At 74.2% G+C, this 19,684-nt stretch carries 1 protein-coding gene; it reads left to right on the forward strand.

Annotated features, from left to right (window positions below; translation table 11 throughout):
- Positions 1–10: 10 nt before the first annotated feature.
- On the forward strand, positions 11–19,669 hold the full coding sequence (locus O7546_RS17800) for a DUF6531 domain-containing protein (protein ID WP_281599547.1): 19,659 nt from the start codon (positions 11–13) through the stop codon (positions 19,667–19,669).
- Positions 19,670–19,684: the final 15 nt, after the last annotated feature.

Genomic DNA, 19,684 nt, shown 5'->3' on the forward strand with positions numbered 1-19,684 from the left:
TCGCTAGGACATGCCCGACTTCCACATCCCCAACGACCCGCAGTGGCAGTGGGCGTACGACCTGATCCTCGTCGCCGTCGGCGAGGAGTATCCGAAGGCCGACCCCGCCGCCCTGCGGGCCATGGGCGACGAGCTGTACGCGCTCAGCAGCACCATCCTCAACGGGATGGGCGCGACCGCCAACCTCGGCTACGGGCTGGCCGGGAGCCTGTCCGGCCCGGCGATGGACGCGTTCCAGCAGTACCAGGTCGGGATCACCAAGAACGTGCCGGCCGGCGGCAACATCGCGCTGGCGCTGGGCGGCTCGGCCTACAACTTCGCGCTGGACTCGGAGAACACCCAGTACAACATCGTCATCGCGGCCTTCACGCAGGTCGTCGAGATCGCCATCGCGCTGGCCTCGGGCTTCGGCGCGGCGGCGGTGCCGGCACTGATCAAGATCGGTCAGGAGATCGTCGGAGCGTTGATCAGCCTGTTCCGCCAGCGGCTACGGAACATGCTGATGCGGCTGGCCTGGGAGGCGTTCCAGGAGGGCCTGGAGGAACTCTGGCAGAGCGCCGCCGCCCAGGTCACGCAGATCATCGAGGGCAACCGCAAGTCCCTCGACTACAAGGACCTGGCGATCGCGTTCGCCGGCGGCGCCTTCATCGGGGCCGGCGTCAGCGGCGTGCAGATGATCGGCGGCAAGTTCTTCCCGAAGATCAACAACAACGTGCTGTCGCGGGAAGGGCTGTCGGCGCTCGCCGAGACGCTGTTCGAGGGCCTGTTCACCATGATGGTCGGCGGCGGCGGCTTCAACCCGTGGGCCACCATGAGCTCGTCGATGATCGGCGGGATGGCTCACCACTACGCCACAGTGGTCGGCCAGAGCTACGGCCCGGGTGCCGGTGCCGGTGCGCCACCGCCGACGATCGAGACGAACAACCTCACGACCACCGCGCCCACGCCTCCGCCCACGTCCGTGGACGGACCACCAGTTCCCCCACCCGTCGGCTCCTCCGCCGGCCCGGGCGGCGGTCAGGGCGGCGGCCCGGGTCCGCAGCCCTCGGGCGGCCCGGCTGCCGGAGGCAGTTCCGGTCACGGGTCCGGCCCAGGCGAGACCGGGGGGCAGGGGCCTGCGCATCAGGGCTCTGGGGACCAAGGTCCGGGCAACCAGGGCACCGGTCAGGGCAGCGCCGGAAACACCACCACGGGCAGCCAGCCTCCCGGGGGCCAGACCGCGGGCGCTCAGACTCCCGGCGGTCAAACCGCTGGCGCTCAGAACGCGGGAGGTCCAACCGCGGGAGGTCCAACCGCAGGAGGTTCAACCGCAGGAGGTCAGACCGCGGGAGGTCCAGCCGCGGATGGTCAGACCGCCGGTGGTCAGGTCCGCGACGGGTCGCAGGCGGGCGTACCCAACGGCAGCACGAGCCCCGACGGCGTCGGAGGTCAGACGACGAGCGGGCCCGGCACAGCCGGGCCGGGCGTCGGCGCCGACCCACGTGCGGTCGGCGGTGTCGCCACCGGGCCAGGCCCGGCCGCAGGCGGCGAGGCCCCGCGCGCCGATTCGACGGGTACGCCGGGCGGCAACCCGGCGAGCGCCGGCACCGGTACGCCCGCGACCGGCATCCCGGCGGCAGGCGCCGACGTCGCCGCGCCCTACGGCGGCGGGCTCCCCGGGTTCGACACTCCGACGTCGAGCGACGGAACAGCCGGTGTCGACACCCCGGCACCCGTGACCTCGCCCGCCACCACTGCCGACCCGGTGGCCGTCCCGGCCGGTCCCGCACCGTCCACCGCCACGCCGAGCGCAGGCACACCGACAACCACCACGCCGGGCACGGCCACACCGAGCACCGGCACACCGAGTGCCGGCACCGGCATGCCGTCTACGAGCACGTCGACCACGAGCACATCGACCACCGGTACGCCGTCGTCGGGTTCGGCCACCAGCGGCCAGCCGATCGCTCCCGCACGCGACGTCGTCGGCGCCGCACCCCCACCACCGATGGCGCCCGTCGACGGCATCTCGGTCGACGCTCCGGCCGTGGTCACCTCCCCGGCCGTCGATCCGAGTGTCGGCACGCCGTCCCCACTGGAGCAGGCGGTCGCGGGAGCCGTCGACACCGCGCCGACGCCGGACGGACCGACGGCCGCGCGGGACGACACCGCCGAATCGACGCCGGACGGGTCGCGAGGTGTGCAGGCGCCGCCGCTCGCCGTCGCGGACCCTTCCGCACATACCCGGGCCGAGCCGAGCCCGCAGTTCCGGCAGGCCAAGGCGGGCGCGGAGCCGAAACGGCTGCGCACCGAACGGTACGTGCCCTGGAAGGACACCGTCGTCCCCGGCACGCACCTGCTGCGTGGCGAGATCACGACGATCGACTTCACCACCCGGGAGTTCACCGCCGATGGCAGGGACTACCGGTCGTTCGACGTACACCTGGATCTGGTCTCGAGGAACGACCGGATGTCCCCCCGGGAGTTGCGGGACTTCGCGGCGGCGGTGCAGCGCACCGTCGACGAGATGGTCAACGGCCGGTACACGCTGCCCGACGGCCGGCTGCTGCACATCGACCTGGTCGTCGACACGCCGCCGTGGCGCGACGGCATGACCCGCGACTGGCAGGCGGATCCACGCCGCAACCCGCCGGTCGAGGTGACCTCGGAGACCGGGGTGAGCACCGACCAGCACCTGTGGAACACCGGGGACCGCCTCCCGGTGATGGTGCACGAGGTGATGCACTACCTCGGCGCCAAGGAGGGTCACCAGGCCCCCGAGCACCTGTTCACCACAGTGAACCGGCCGGGGGTCATGGGTGTCGAGGTCGACACGCTGCCGACGTCGTCGCAGCAGGCGGCCACCTCGACCGGGCCGACGGACTATCTCACCCCGCAGGATCTGGCGACGATCCACGACGCCGCGCTGACCGCCGGCCCGGTACGCGACCTGCCGTCCCCGCGGACGTCGCACGACCGGACGCCGGACCCGCGTCCGAACCCGCAGATTCCGTCCCGCGCCCCGGCCCCGGCCCCGCCACCACCGCCACCACCGCCCGGCATGACGAGCATGCCGCCACCACCGCCACCACCGCCCGGCATGACGGGCATGCTCCCACCACCACCACCGCCGGGCATGCCGCCACCACCCGGCGTGGCGCCACCGCCGTCGGCCGGTCCCACGACCCAGGCCGTCGACCTGACCCCGACGGACCTCTCACCCGCCACGCTGCGGCACCGCGACCCGAGGCCCTCGCCCACCCCGGTCGGCCAGAGGCTGAACGAGAAGTACGGCGTCGTGCACGTCGTGGATCAGGGGTCGCCCGGTCTGGGCCACCAGGCCGCGACGGTCGCGATGCTCGACGGGCTGGCCGCCACCGGCTACCGAGGCACGGTCGTGTTGACCTATCCCGGCAACAAGACGCCCTACTACGCCGAGCAGCTCGGCCGGCAGCAGGAGTTCGAGACCCCGGCGGGCTCGTACGACCTGTTCCACCGGGAGTGGACCGGCCACCGCGGCGGGATGGACGTCGTCATGCGACCGCAGGGGCCGCAGGGCACGCGGGAGGAGGCCTGGAAGACGACGGACTGGCCCGGCGCGCCACGGGCCAAGGCGTGGCAGGTGGACCGGCAGAAGGAGTTCCGGGAGAAGAAGATCCGCGAGCAGGGCAACACCCAGAGCCTGCGCATGGACGAGCTCGCCACCAGCCTGCTCCCCGAGGGCGACGTGCTGACCGTGCTTCCGGCCGTCGACGTACCGAAGAACGACGACGGCTCGGAGTGGACCGCGGAGCAGAAGCAGGAGTGGTTCCAGCAGGCGTGGGCCGGTCCGCTGCGCGACGCCGCCGGCGGCCGGGACCACGACGTCGTCACGCTCCAGCCGTTCCTGTGGGACCAGTTCCCCCGGCAGGTCCGCAGCGCCGACGGGACGATCACGGATCTCGACCGGGCCTCGACCGGGGTCCCGGCCTACCGCCGCCCGCCGCCCGCCGATCCGCCGCCCGCCCGGGACGTCATCACCGCCACCGGCATTCCCGGAGCCGACGACCTCGCGGCAGTGGTCGACGACCACGCCACCGACGTGGTGCTCGTCTACTACGGCGACACGCCTGACACGCCCCCGCACCAGGAGGTCGTCGACCGGCTGGCCGCCGCGGCCCGGCCCGACCGGAAGACCGTCGTCCTGGTCCTCGGCAACGACAAGCGAGCCCTCACCACGAGCAATGCCGGCGTCCACGTCGCCGCGCTGCCCCGCGTCACACCTGAACAGATGGCCGGGCTCCAGAACCGCGCCACGCTCGTGGTCACCGAGGGCGCGAACACGTGGCAGGAAGCGCTCACGGCGGGCAAGCCCACGCTCTCCGCGACCGGGTCCGCGGGTGACACCCGGCCGTGGGATCACGAGCCCGCGTCGTTCCCCCAGGACGGCCACGACCTGCTCGTGAACGCGTCGGAGTACCTGCGCAGCGGCGGTGATCCCGCGACGGTGCGGGACTTCGTCCAGGACGACGACGGCGGTGTCCGCACGTACTTCGACGGGTGGCGGGACGCCCTCGGCCAGACCGGCTCCGACCAGGTCGACCAGGCCCTCGCCACGGTCACCGGCCTGCCGCTGGCCCCGGACGCCCGCCCGCGCACCGACGCCGCGCCCGGCGCTCCCCCGGCCGACAACACCCTGCGCGTCCCGGGAGTCCTGCCGGACCGGTTCCCCACGCCCAAGACCCGCGACGAGATCGCCCAGGCCCGCGCCGAACAGCACGACACCGCGCCGCGGCGGATCGCGAACACCAGCGCGTACGACGTCATCGACCGCGGGCTCCATCCCGACACCCGCGTGCCCGACGTGGTCGCGCGCTCGTACGAGCAGGCCGGCCTGACCGTTCCGGCGGGCGACCGGCCCCGCCCGCGCCTCGACGCGGTCGACAACCGCATCGCGTACGACCATCGGGTGCTGGACCTCGGCGACCGCAACGTGCAGGACTTCACGGTCAAGGTCTTCCTGGACGCCCGGGACGACGCGGCGGCGGATGCCCGGCCGGACGTGGAGACCCGGGTACGCGACGCGGTCGACGCGATCTACAACCAGGGCTTCCGGATCGGCGCCGATCAGCTCAACGTCACAGTGGAGTTCGTGACCCGGCCGGGCGAGGCGCACGCCGTCGTGGCGCTGCACGGCACCCCGGCACCGACCACCCAGACCGCCTGGTCGACGCACTCCTCCGACCTCGACCTCGCGCACGAGATCGGGCACTTCCTCGGTCTGCGCGACGAGTACTCGGTGGCGGACCGCGCCCTGGACGGCACCTTCGTCAAGGGCGACAACTCGCTGATGGCGACCACCACGCGGCAGCCCGGCAACGATCCACTGTTGCTGGCGCGCAACGTCCACCGGATCGCCGGTCAGCAGCGCGACGTGCTCTCGCCCGACCGTGGCGGGTTGCCGCCCCGCGCGCGGCCGGTCCGCTTCCAGCCCGTACGGGTGCCCGGCGGCCGCAACGCGCGGTTCGACGAGCTGACCCGGCACACCCGCGACGTCGGCCCGGGCAACTACCGGCAGGAGACGGCCGACCTCAAGGACGACGGCGCGCCCATCGGGTTCGTCGTCAACTCGATGCTGCCCGCCGACGACGTCGACCAGATCCCCGAGGTGGTCCGCGCCGTCACCGAAGGGCTCGCCCCGGGCACCACAGTCGCGTTCGTCTTCGGCGTCAACACCACCGCCGAGGTGCCCGACCTCGCCTTCCGGGACGCGGTCGCCCGGGCCGCCCGGCTCGCCGAGGACCTCGACGTGCCGGTGGCTGTCAACGGCTACGCGGTCGGGACGAAGAACGACAAGTTCCCGTACGGCCGCACCCGCAACCAGGTGCTCCGCGACCCCGACACGGTCGCCGCGATCCAGGGACTCGCCCAGGGCGGCCCCGACGGCGACGCCCGGCGCTACCCGTACGTGTCGATCCAGGACTTCGACAGGGGTGCACGGACGACGGCCGACGGCACCCACGTGTTCGACCGCATCGACCGCCGGACCCGTTTCGACCCGGAGTCGGCCGGACCGCAGGACGAGCCACCGGCCCGCCCTTTGATGATCTCCGGCGGTTACCGCGTCGGCGACACCGCGGAGCTGGTCCGGCGTACCCGGGAGCGGCTGGAGCGACGCGCACGCGACCACCAGGCGAGGATGGACGACCTCCCTGCGGGCAGCGAACGCACGACCGAGCAGCAGAAGCTGGCCGCCGTGCGCAACGGCCTCGCCAAGCTCGACACGCAGGCGGGCCGGGACGCGTTCGTCCGGGACTTCACCACAGCCGTGGACGAGGACATGCGCTCCCGGGACCGGCAGGCGAGGGTCCACCCGATGCTGCCGTACTCGCCGGAGCCGAACCTGTTCGTCGACGGCCTGCTCACCCTGGGCCGGCCCGAGGTCCGGTTCGGCGACGCGGGCGCGGAGTTCCTCCTGCTGGCCGAGAGCCTGCACCAGGCGTACGGCGAGGAGCTGGCCGTCGCCCACGGCGCGGCGACACCGGCCGGCCTCCCCGCGGACGTCCTCGCCGTCGACGTCCAGGTCGAGTCGCAGAACAACAGGCATCCCGACCGGGACCTGGCGTTCATGACGGACTTCGTGGGCGCCGCCACGCCCACCGACCTGTCCCGGCTCGCGGCCGACTTCGCCGTCGGCAACTTCCTGCCGCAGTCGCACGCCGTGCCGACGAACGTCAACCGGCAGCTGTTCTACACCGAGGGCACCGGCTTCAAGGAGTACCGGGCCGAACTGCGCAAGCCCGCCGTCGCCGCCCCGAAGCCGTTCGCCGCGCCCACCGACCTGGTGCCCGGCCCGTCGTGGACGTGGCAGCAGACGCTCACGCCGCAGCAGCTGCGGCAGCTCGGCGCACAACCGCACAACAGGTACGTCACCGCCGTCTCGCTGCCGGCGCCGGACACCGCCCCGGCGCCGGACGTCCCGCCCGAGGTCGATCCCGACCTGGACCCGGCGCGGCCGGCCCGGACCGTCGGCCTGCCGAACAGCCAGCGCCTCGTCGCCGCGCACCTCGTCGCGACGTCGAACGACCCCGGAACCATCCAGCAGGAGTTCGCCGCCGCCACCGCCGTCGCCGACCGTGGCGGGCTCGGCCGGCAACCGGGGTCCCTCTACGACGCGATCGCCGGCGGCCTGCCCGGGAGCGACGCGGACGCCCTGCGGACGAGCACACTGCACGCCGGCCGGGACACGATGAGCCTCGACGAGGCCGCGGCGATGCGGCAGCGCAACCCGTACGACAACGGCCATTTCGTCCGGGCCGTGCTCGCCCCCGACCCCGGACCGCAACGCCGCGACACGCCGATCGACGACGCCGAGCGGCAGCGCATCGCCAACGCGCACGACGTGGTCGAGTTCGCCGCCGCCCGCGGCACCCAGGTGCACCTGATCGTGTACGACGACCAGGGCGGGCCGCCGCGCGACCACCCGGTGGTCGGCGCCAAGCCGCGGGGCCGGCTGGAACTGGTCCGCACGATCGACCCGGCGGGCCACGTCACCTACGCGCCCCACGTGCCGGCGTCGACGACCTCGACGAGCGATACCGACGACGACAACGACTCCGACGACGGCAGCGACTCCGGCGGCTTCGACCTGTTCGGCGACGACGACTTCGGCGGCTTCGCCGGCCTCGGCGAGCACGACGGCGACGGCGTCCGCGACGGCGATGAGAGCAGCGGCGTCCACGACAGCGACGACGGCCCCGGCACGCCCGACGACCCGGCGAACCCGCCGACCGACACCCCGGCCACCCGGTCGGCCGACGAGGACAGCACCGCGGCCGAGACCACCACCGCGGAGGGCACCAGCGCCGAGAGGGACAGCGCACGAGAGACCACCGCGGAGGAGACCGCCGCCCGGGAGACCACAGAGGGCGGGACCGGCACGTCGTCGGCCACCGGGACCACTGCGCCGCTGCCGTCGCCCGACGCGGTACGCCGGGGCCTGCCGTCGTATCTGCGGGACAGCCGCACCCTCGGCCTCGCCGAACAGTTGCGCGCCACCGAGAACGCGACGCTCGGCGCGGCGCTGCGGACCCTCGACCCCGGCCTGTCCGACGACGTGGTCGCCACCGTGGAGGCGGACAGCCGCGACGACGTGGACCAGTTCCTCGGCGAGGGCCGCCCGTACCCGGTGACGATCGACGGGCGCCCGGCGGAGCTGCGGGTCACCGCCGTCCTCGACTGGGACGCGCTCACAGTGGACCGGGCCCACGACGACCCGCGCAAGGTCACCGCCAAGAACCGGGAGAACCTCACCCACAAGCTGCGCCACAACCGGGACCGGCGGGTCGAGCCGAAGGTGACAGTCACCGCGATGCCCGGTGTCGTCGTCGGCGTCGGCGGCTCGGTGCCGACGGCACCGGTCACCGAGCACTCCGCCGACCGCAAGGACACCTACACGTCCACCACCACGGTCAAGGTCACCGGGCTGACCGAGGTGACGGTGCCGATCCGGTTCGTCGCCAGGCTCGTGCGGCCCGGCCGTCCCGCCGTCGACCCGGTCGAGACGTCGGGCACCGTCGCTCTCGCCGTACACACGGGGTTGCGGACGGCGGACGCGACAGCGCCGGCCGCCGCGGACCGTGCGCTCGACGCGCCGGTGCCGGGCCGGTTCGGGGTGGAGAGCGTCCGGAGCCGGTCGGCCGATCCCGGCGCCACGTTCTTCGACCAGGTGGAGGCGATCCTCGCCGAGGACGGCATGGCCGACCTCGTGCGGATCGGCGCACCCGGCCGCCCGGTGATGCAGAAGCTGCTCAGCGACGCGGCGTTCTCCGGCAGCCTGCCCACGATGGTGGTCACCGATCCGGCGAACGTCCACGACGGCTGGGTGCGGTCGGGTTCGCTGCCGCGCGCCGCGCGCCGCGGCTGGCGGCGGTTCTTCCCGGGCCGCGCCCGGCAGGTCGAGGTCCGCCTGGTCGCCCGGCGCGTCGAGGAGGTGGAGCGGGTCGACGGGCTCACGCACGTCGACACGTCCGCGCTCGGCGCCGAGAGCACCAGCGCCGCCGCCACCAAGCGGCCGTTCGGCCTGTGGGGCCTCGTCGGCGCGGGTGTGGACACCGCGCCGCTGGGCTTGATCGTCGGGCCGCGGATCGGCGGCGGCCGGGAGCGTGGCGCCACCCGGACGATCGCCGAGCGGACCGGCGGCAAGCAGACGGTGACCGGCACCGCGCCGGGCGTCCGCTACCGGGTCGAGTACGGCGTCCAGGTGCGCGTCCTGGGCCGCGCGCCGCGGATGCTGTCCGGTTCCGTCGACGCGCTCCAGTGGACCACCGGCGACCGGCTGCCCGGCACCGCCCTCGACCCCGACGGCCGGGAGTGGCGCGGACGGCACGGCGCCGACCGGACCCACTTCGCACCGGCACGCATCGAGCGGGGCGAGTCGTTCGGCGGCGCGTACCTGACCCGGGTCGGCGACCGGGGCCTGTACGAGACGGTCGCCGACGCGGTTCGGTCGGTGCCCGGCCACGACCGGTTCCGCCTGGCCACCCGCGACGAGATGCTGCGGCACTTCGGCGACGCGCAGCTCGCCGACGGGCTGACCCCCGAGATCCAGGCCGCGCTGAACCGGGGCACGGACCTGCGGACCCAGCTCTCCCCAGACCAGTTGCGCCACCTGGCGGACCGGATCGTCGGCCCCGGGCTGAAGATCCCGCTGATCCGCACCGGCACGTTCCACGACCACGTCACAGTGGTGACCGTCCAGGGCAGCCTCCGCGACGTGTCCGACGGCGACCTGCTCGGCCACGACAAGATCGGCACCGCCGACAAGCGCACCGCCAGGTCGACGGTGACCAGCGCCCGCGACGACAGCCGGTCGGTCGAGCTGAGCCTGGAACCCCGCGTCCTGGGCCCGCTCGGTCAGGCCGCGTCGACGCTGCTCGGCGGCCCGCGCGCCGCGTTCAGCTGGGGCACCACCGACGAGAGCGCCGTCACCGGCGGGCAGTCCACCGAGAGCGACCACGGACCGGCGCTCGACGACGAGGGCAAACCGGCTGAGGTACGGCTGCGCGAGTTCGCCGCCACCCTCGATCTCACCGTCAGCACCCGGTCCACGGTGCGGGTCAACCAGGCGGGACGGCAGCTGTCGTTCGGGGCGTACGGCCGGGGGGTGCCCGCCGTCGTCGCCGCGTCCGAGACCCGGCCCCGGACGGACCGCCTCGACGTGCGCATGCTCGTGCCGGAGACGCGCGTGTCCCGGCAGCGCCCGGACGCCGAGCCCAGCCCGGTCCCCCGCGACGTGGAGAGCATGGCGTACCCGCCGCCGCTGAGCCGGATGACCGGCGGGCCGCACGACCTCGACGGACGCCGGGTGGAGTCGTTCGTCGGCGCCGACCGGTTGCAGGAGGCAGTGGCCGAGACGCTGCGCGAGGCCGCCCGGGACGACATCTACGTCGCCGAGGACGGCCTGATCTCCACGGTGATCGCCGACGAGCTGTCACCCGAGCGCCTCACCGGTGACGCCGAGCTGTTCAGCCGCCCGCTGGCGCTGAGCAACCTGTGGCACGGCCGCCGGGCCGCCGACGCCCGCGCCGACGTGCGGGTACGGCTGCGCCCGACCAACCCGACGGTGCTCGACGGCGCCGAGTTCGCCCGCGTCAAGCGGACCTTTGCCAGCGGCACCGCCCGCAAGACCACTCACGCGCGCGCGGTCGAACTGAGCGTCTCCGCGACCGGCGTCGCGTCGGGCAGCGGGCCGGTCGCCGACCACGGCGGCAGCACCGGCCGGTCCGGCGGCGCGGTCATCCTGTCCGTCACGCCGTGGCGGCGGGCGTGGGGCCGGATCAGCGAGCGCAGCGCCTCCGGGGTCTCCAAGCTGCGCCTCGGCGGCGGCCGGGCCGAACGTGAGCTGCTGGTACGGGTGGACGTCGAGGCCGAGGTGGTCGCCGAAGCCCGCCACGACAGCAACCTGCGTCCGCTGGGCCGCTGGCCCGGCACACCGGCCCGGCGGGCCGGCCGGCGGCTCACCCTGCCCGGCGCGGTCGTCATGCGGATGACCCCGGCGGAGCTGAAGCGACTCCAGGACCGCGACCGTGCCCGCCGGCACGGCACCGCCGACGTGCGGCTGCACCTGCGGCACGCCGAGAACACCGAGACGCTCCGCGCCGGCCAGCGCGAGCAGGTCGCCCGGCTCAGGAGCGAACAGGCCACGGAACTGGCGAGCCTGCTGCGGCGGCAGCACGTCAGCCCGGACGCCGGCCCCGCCCACCAGCACGAACGCGACGAGCTGGCCGCGCAGCACGACGCGGACATGGCCGCGCTGCTGGCGAAGCAGGATCAGGAGCGCGCCGAGCAGGCCGAGCACCAGCAGCGGGAACGCGACCTGGTGCGCGAGGCGCAGCAGCGGCAGAACGAGGACGCCGCCGAACCCGGCGCACCGGCCCACGCGGCACAACCGGAGTTCCGGCCCGGACCGGCACGGTCCCTCGGCATCGGCGGCGTCACCACCCACGTCGACCTCACCGGCCGTATCCCGCACCTGCGGCGTGCCCTGGCCCGCGCGTCGAGCGAGGAACTCGCCCGGGCGATCCTGCCGCCCACCCGGGACCGCGGCCCGGACGACCCGATCCGAGGGCTCGGCAGCACCGGCTTCCTCGGCGCCGCCCACCTGCACCTGGCCGACGCCCTGAACGGCGGCCGGAGCGGGACGGTACGGCTGGAGCGGCGGTTCCGGGGTGCCACGTACCACGTCACGCTCACCGCCGAGCCGGTCGGCGAGCCGAGCTTCACCGGCATCGACCTGGTCGACGAGCTGTCCGTCACCGACCGCACGGTGGTCGGCGAGGCGCATACCCGTACCACCTCGCAGACGGCGGCGCAGGTCACGCTGACGGGGCGGGCACAGGGCACCGAGACCGACCGGGTCCAGGACGACGCCACCCGCACCACCGGGCACGGCCCGGCCTCCGGCACCGTCGCCGCCGGCCTGACCGGCACCGCCGCCGTCGGCAACCGGGCCACCAAGGCGATCGAGCGCACCGCCCGCACGTACGAGCAGTCGCTGACCGTCTCCGGCCCGGTGCCCACGTACCGCGGGCCGGTCCGCCTCACCGTCACTGTCACCGGGCGCGGGCTGCCCGAGGGCGGCGTGTCGGTCCACGCGGTCCACGACGTCACCACGTACTCGGCGACCGAGGGCCGGGAGCTGGCCACGTCGGGCCCGGTCACACCGGTCGCTGCCGGGCAGACCACCGACGAGGGCCGGCGGCGGTGGCGCGAGGAGGCCGGGTTCGACCGGCTGCCCGAGCCGGGCCGGTACGCCGTCGAGGACGTCCTCGTCGACCTGTCCGACCTGCACGACGCGGCGCGGCAGGCGCTCGTCGCCTCCGGCGCCGCACCCGGCCGGGACGTCGACGCGGCCCTGCGCGACACGCTGACGGTGAGCCGGATCAAGGCGCTGCCGGCGATGCTGAACGGCGCGTACCCGCTGCCGATGCCGGCCGGACCGGGCCGCGACCTGTTCCTCGACGCCCGCCTGGTGGCCCGCCCGAAGCTCCTGCGCGCGGACGCCACGGTGAAGATCGGCGGCTCGGCGAAACGCGCCGCGGACACCGAGTACGAGCAGACCGCGGGCCGTTCGTTCGCGCTGAAGACGGCCGGGCCGCTCGTCGTCGGCGGGGTCGGCCATCCGGGCGGTGCGAGCGCTGTGGGCGAGCGGCAGGAGTTCGCCGCCGTCAACGCGGCCACGCTGGTCGAGCAGCAGCTCTACCGGACCGACCCGGGCGCCCAGGTGAAGGACGAGGGCAAGGTCTCGGTCAGCGCGACCGGCAAGCCGGCCCGGCGCGCCGACCCGGACGACAAGCTCACCGCGGCTGTCGAGTACGACGTCGAGTTCCGTTTCGTCGCGCGTTCCCGCGACGCGGCCGGCAGGCACCGGGCCGGCACGGAGGTCAGAGTGCCCGGCGGCTTCGTGGTCCGGCTGGACGAGGCGGCGGCCCGGGACGTCACCGGCCGGGATCTCCCTCCGGGTCTGCGTACGTCGGCGCTCGCCGTCGCCGACGCGGCGAAGAAGCTGTCCGCCGCGGCGGCCCGCCTGGACGGGCTGACCTCCCGGGCCGACGCGGACCCGGATGCCGTCGCCGCTGCCGAGCTGGCCCTGACGGACGCCGAGAACGCCTGGTGGGACGCCTACCGTGCGCACGAGGCCGAGGTGGCCCCGCCACCACCGGCCCCGGCCCCGCCGGTGGACGTGCGCGCCGCCGAGGTGGCGACGCCCACCGCGCAGGCCCCCGTGGTCGGCGATCCGGTCGACGTCACCACCGGCCGGGTCCTCTACACCGAGGTCGACGCCCGCCTGCCGGGGCTCACCCTGGAACGGACCCACCGCTCCGACTACCTCTGGGGCCGCTGCTTCGGCCCGACCTGGGCGTCCACGCTGGACCAGCGCGTCGTCACCGACGACACGTACGCGCGGTTCCTGGCCGCCGACGGCTCGATCCACACGTACCCGATACCGGCCGAGGGCGACGAGGCGCTGCCGGTCGCCGGACCGGGCGGGCCGCTGCGCCGGCTGGCCGGCGGCGGCTGGCTGCTCACCGAGCCGGGCCGGTCGCTGCTGTTCGCGCCCGCCGACGCGCACGGCGACTCCTGGCTCACCGACGTGGTGACCGACCGCACCGGGTGGCGGATCGAACGCTCCGGCGACGGCACGCCCGAACTGCTGCTCTCCGCGTCCGGCCTCGTGGTGGTGCCGCACCTGGCCGGCGGCCTGGTCGTCGGCGCGCACGTCCGCGCCGCGGGCGACACGGTCCACCTCCCCGCCTTCGGGTACGACGAGCGGCGGCGCCTGGTCGAGGTCCGCAACTCCTCCGGTCACGAGACGCGGCTGCGCTACGACGAGGCGGGCCGGCTCGTGCGCTGGCAGGACCGCAACGGCGAGTGGTTCGGATACCACTACGACGAGGCGGGCCGCTGCGTCCGGGCCGGCGGCGGCGGTGACGTCCTGCGCTACTCGCTGCGCTACGGCGACGGCGTCACGCACGTGACGAACTCGCTGGGCCGGGTGACCCGGTACGAGTTCGACGAGCGCCGGCTGGTCACCGCGATCGTCGACCCGCTGGGCGCCACGGTCCGGCAGGAGTGGGACGCGGCGCACCGGCTGCTGTCGCGCACGGACCCGCTCGGTCGCGTCACCCGGCTAGACCACGACGCGCGCACGCTCACGCTCCCGGACGGCTCGACCCACCCGGTCCCGCCGCGCCCGCCCGCGCACGCGGACGACATCGAGTTCGACGCGCTCGGACGGGTCCGGGCGACCCGGGACCCGGACGGCGCGGTCACGACGTACGGCTGGACCGCCGAGGGGGATCTCGCGTGGCGGGTCCGCCCGGACGGCTCCACGCAACGGTGGTTCTACGACGGTGAAGGGAATCTGGTGGACGTCATCGACGCATCAGGAAGGGCGGTGAGCTTCGAGTACGGCCCCTTCGATCTGCCCACGGCACGGGTGGATCAGGCGGGGAACCGCACCGAGTTCACGTACGACACGGAACTACGGCTGACATCGGTGCGGAATCCGGCCGGTCGGACGTGGCGGTACGAGTACGACGCGGCCGGCCAGCTGTGCGGGCAGACCGACTTCGACGGCCGAACCCAGCGCTACGAGCACGACGAGGCGGGCCGGCTGGTCGCGCACACGGACGCCGCCGGCACCGTCACCCGCTACCGCTGGGACGCGCTGGGCCGGGTCGTCGAACGCCGGGCCGGCGACGCCGTCACCCGCGTCGAGTACGACGCCGACGGTCACGTGGCCGCCGTGCTCAGCCCGGACGCGCAGGTGCGGTTCACCCGCGACGCCGAGGGCCGGGTGCTGTCCGAGACGATCAACGGCCGGACGGTGCACACCTCGTACACCGACTCCGGCGCGGTCGCGGCGCGCACCACGCCGTCGGGCCGGTCGAGCCGGTGGACGTTCGACGCCGCCGGCCGCCCGGAGAGCCTGACCGCCGGGGAGCACCTGCTCGGCTTCACCCACGACGACGCCGGCCGCGAGATCGGCCGGACCATCGGCGGCCTGGTCGCGCTGCGGCAGACCTTCGACGCGGCCGGCCGGCTCACCGGTCAGCACATCGCGAACGGCGCCGAGCGCCGCTACACCTACGACGCCGCCGACCGGGTCACCGCGATCGCCGACTCGCTCGCCGGCGACCTGGCGTTCACCCCCGACGACACCGGCCGCATCCGGGCCGTCGACGGGGACGTCCCGCAGCGGTACGACTACGACGAGGCCGGCAACCTGGTCGGCGCCGGCGGCGGGCGCTGGGAGTTCACCGGCACCATGCTCGTGCGCTCCGACGACGCGACGTTCTCCTACGACGCGAAGGGCCGCCTCACCGGCCGGGTCGACGACGCGGGCGCGTGGCGCTTCGAGTGGGACGCCGAGGACCGCATGGTCCTGGCCGTCACCCCCGGCGGCGACCGCTGGCGCTACCGCTACGACGGTTTCGGCCGGCGCATCGCCAAGCAGCGCCTCGGCGACGACGACCGGGTGCTGGAGGAGGTGTCCTTCGCCTGGTCCGGCGACCTGATGCTGGAGCAGACGCACCGCGACGCCACCGGCGCCACCACCACGACCACGTGGGACTACCGTCCGGACGCGCCGGTACCGGTCGCGCAGACGGACGACGGCACCCTCCGCGCGGTGGTCACCGACCGCATCGGCACCCCGACCCACCTGGTCGAGCCGGGCGGCGGGCTGCGCTGGTGGTCGCGGGGCGACCTGTGGGGACGCGGCGCGGACCGGACCGCGACGCCGCTTGCCTTCCCCGGCCAGTACGTCGACGCCGAGACCGGCCTGCACTACAACCGGTTCCGCTACTACGACCCGGCCACCGGCCGGTACGTCAGCCCGGACCCGCTCGGCCTGTCCGGCGGGCCGAACCCGACCGCGTACGTGAGCGACCCGCTGACCGTGGCCGACCCGCTGGGCCTGACCAGTTGCACGCCCGCCCCCGCGACGCCGCACCCGTTGGCCGCTGTGGAACCGGCGCTCGCCGCGCCGTCCGACCAGACACCCAGCAGCCTGCCTGCGAACGCGGCACCGCCACCACCGAGCGCGCTCTACGGCATGCCGTTCCAGGTGCAGGTCGCCATCCTGGACGAGCACGGACGGGTGCTGCGGTACGAGACCCGGATGCGCGACACGCCGTCGCCGCCGCCGGTCACCACCCCGGCCGGCGCCGTCGGATATCACGCCCGCCAGTGGTTCAACGACGTCGCGCCGGCGTCGCGGGCCGACCTCCAGGATCCGAACTCCGCCGCGTCCCGGAGCTACCAGGAGATCCGCGAAGCGGTGTTCCCGCACATCGGCACGCGGCCCTACACGGGTGTCCGGTCGGACGCGATCGGTCACCAGAACGAGCCGCTTGTCGGCGCGCTCAACTACTACAACACCACCACGACCACGCGCCGGGGCGTGACGCGGACGCACATCGGCCTCGGCAACCGGATCGCCGAGGAGCGCGGCGGCGGCAAGCGGACCGCGAGCCAGATCGCCAGGTACCTGCGCGGCCAGATCAGGCTCGACCAGATCGAGTCCGAGGCCGGGCGGGACTTCGCCCGGATCGTGAGCTTCGCGGAGAACGCCCGCGGCTACGAGTCGGAAGTCAACTCGCTGCCCATCGCGCTGGACTACATCGCGCACGCCGAGCGCGGGCGGGACGCCGCCGACCGATGGCGCGACATCCCGTCGTGGTTCCCCCCGGCCGCGCCGGGATACGCCGGCGACGAGTTCGTGCCCCGCGAGAGCCGGCCTCCGGTGGCGAGCATCATGCCGCGCCAGCGGCCCAACGCGATCACCGACACCGCCCCGTACTACACCGAGACCGAGTTCACCGGCGCGCCGGCCCCGGCGGCGAGTTCGTCGAACGCCCGGATCGTGACAGTCGCGCCGCGCAGCGATAGGTCACGCAGCCCGGAGCGCCGGGGCGGCAGCAGCCGTCGCGGACGCCACGGCGATCCCCGGTACGGCTTCCAGGGCCCGCAGACCGGCACCACCGACGTCCGGGGCGCCGCCGCGCCGGTCACCGACCCGTTCCGTACCCCGCTCGCCGACCAGTTGACGGCGGCGCAGGGCGACCCGGCCGCGCAGGCCCGGATCCTCGACTCGTTCCGGGACCAGCTGTCGTACGAGTACACGTTGACCGACGGGTCGACGCTGCGGGTGCTGGCCGCCAACCTGCACGGTGCCACCGCCGCCACGGACGCGGACCTCGGCATGCTCGACGCCGTCGACCGCGACCACCTGCGCCGGATCAACGACAACCGGGACGCCGGCAGCGTCGCCGCCAACGTCGACTGTGTGCCGCTCACCCTGGCCGTCGACGCGTACCGGCAGACCGGCGCGGTCACCCAGGTGCCGGCGCAGACCCAGCCGATGGGGATCGGCGAGGTCATGAAGCGGTACCCGGGCCGCGGGGTGGACGAGGTCGGCAGCATCCGCGGCCTGATGGAGGCCCTCGGCGCCATGCCGAACGGCACCACCGCGATCGTCGGCCTGCGGCCCGGTGGTCCGGGGAGCGTCGGGCACGTCATCAACGTGTCGAAGGACGGGCAGGGCCGGGTCACCTTCGAGGACGCCCAGGTCCCCGGGCTCGCCACGCTCCCGGCGATCTCCCCCGACGGCTCGGTCGTCGTCATCCGGACCAGCGACCCGGCACCCGGCAGCGACGTCGACATGGCCTCGGTCCGGGACACCGACTCCGACACGGACATGGCCTCCGTCCGCGACGGCGACTCCGACGTCGACATGACCTCCGTCCGCGACGCCGACAGCGACGTGGACATGGCGGACTTCTCGCCGACCAGCGAGACGTTCGCCGGTGTGGCGCCGGAGGCGGTGGCGAAGACCACCGCGCAGACGCCGACGGTGGGCGACCCGATCGACGTCACCACCGGCCGGATGATCCTCACCCACACGGACGCGGTCATGCCGGGGCTCACGCTGGAGCGGACGTACCGCTCCGACTACCGGTGGGGCCGGTCGTTCGGCCGGGCCTGGGCCTCCACCCTGGACCAGCGGATCATCGTCGACGGCGAGCAGGTCCGCTACCTGGCCGCCGACGGCTCGCTGCTCACCTACCCGCTGCCCGCCGAGGGCGAAGTGGCGCAGCCGGAGACCGGCCGGACGCTGCCGCTGCGCCGGCTGGTCGGCGGTGGCTGGCTGCTGACCGATCCGACGTCCGGCCGCAGCCTGCTGTTCGCCGCGGCGTCGGACACCGAGTCGCTGCTCACCGACGTCACCGACGGCGGCGTCCGCTGGACGATCCACCGCGACCGCCGGGGTACGCCGACGCACCTGCTGTCGTCCACCGGCGCCACCATCGCGCTCACCTCGTCCGCCGGGCTGGTCACGATGGTCTCCCTGCCCAACGCGGCCGGTGACCTGATGGCGGCGTCGCAGTTCGGCTACGACGGCGACCTCAACCTGATCGAGGTGACGAACTCCTCGGGCGACCCCGAGCGCTTCACGTACGCCGACGGGCGGCTGGTGCGCTGGGAGGACCGCAACGGCGAGTGGTACACGTACACCTACGACGAGGCCGGGCGGTGCGTGGCCACCGACGGCAGGGGCGGCTACCTGCGCTACCGGTTCGACTACCGGCCGGGCCGCACGGTGGTGACCGACTCGCTCGGCGCGGCGCGCGTCTACGAGCTCAACGACCGCTTCCAGGTGGTCGCGGAGACCGACGCGCTCGGCGCGACCACGCGCAACGTCTGGGACGAGGCGTACCGCCTGCGGTCCACGACCGACCCGCTGGGCCGCACCACCACGAGCGAGTACGACGCGCTCGGGCGGCTGGTCGCTGTCGTCCGGCCGGACGGCAGCCGGTCCGTCACCACGTACGACGAACTCGGTCGCGCGGTGTCCTGGACCGACTTCGACGGCAGCACCCGCAACCGCCAGTTCGGCCCGGACGGCCTGCTGATCGCCGAGGTGGACGCCTCCGGTGAGGTGGTCCGGTACGAGCAGCCGGCCGCCGACGGGCGGGGCACGACCACCCACGTCGGTCCGACCGCCGTCGTGCACGACACGGCCCGGCAGATCACCGCGGTGCGCACCGGTCAGGGCGAGACGGAGTACGTCTACGACGCGCTCGGCCGCCTGTTCAGCATCCAGGACGACACCGGTCTCACCGAGTTCGGCTGGACGCTGGAGGGTGACCTGGCCTGGCGGGAGAACCCGGACGGCTCGGTCGAGGAGTTCCTCTACGACGGCGAGGGCAACCTGGTCGAGTGGGTCGACGCCACCGGCCGCCGGACGATCCGCGAGTACGGCGCGTTCGACCTGGTCACTGCCGAGATCGACGACGAGGGCAACCGCACCGAGTACGCGTACGACACCGAGCTGCGGCTGGTCCGGGTCACCAACCCGGCGGACGCGACGTGGAGCTACACGTACGACCCGAACGGCCGGATGGTGTCCGAGACCGACTTCGACGGCCGCACCCAGCGGTACGTCTACGACGCCGCCGGGCAGCTCGTCGAGCACACCGACGCGGCCGACGAGGTCACGCACTACGCGTACGACCTGCTCGGCCGGGTGGTGGAACGGCGCACCGGCGAGTCGGTGACGCGCTTCGCGTACGACGCGGCGGTGTCCACCTCGTCCGGCGGTTCCCTGCCGGAACCTCGCCCCGCGCCGGTACCCCGGCGGTAACCCGCCGCCCGCCCC

The organism is Micromonospora sp. WMMA1976 (genome assembly GCF_027497335.1).
Classification (GTDB): Bacteria; Actinomycetota; Actinomycetes; order Mycobacteriales; family Micromonosporaceae; genus Micromonospora; species Micromonospora aurantiaca.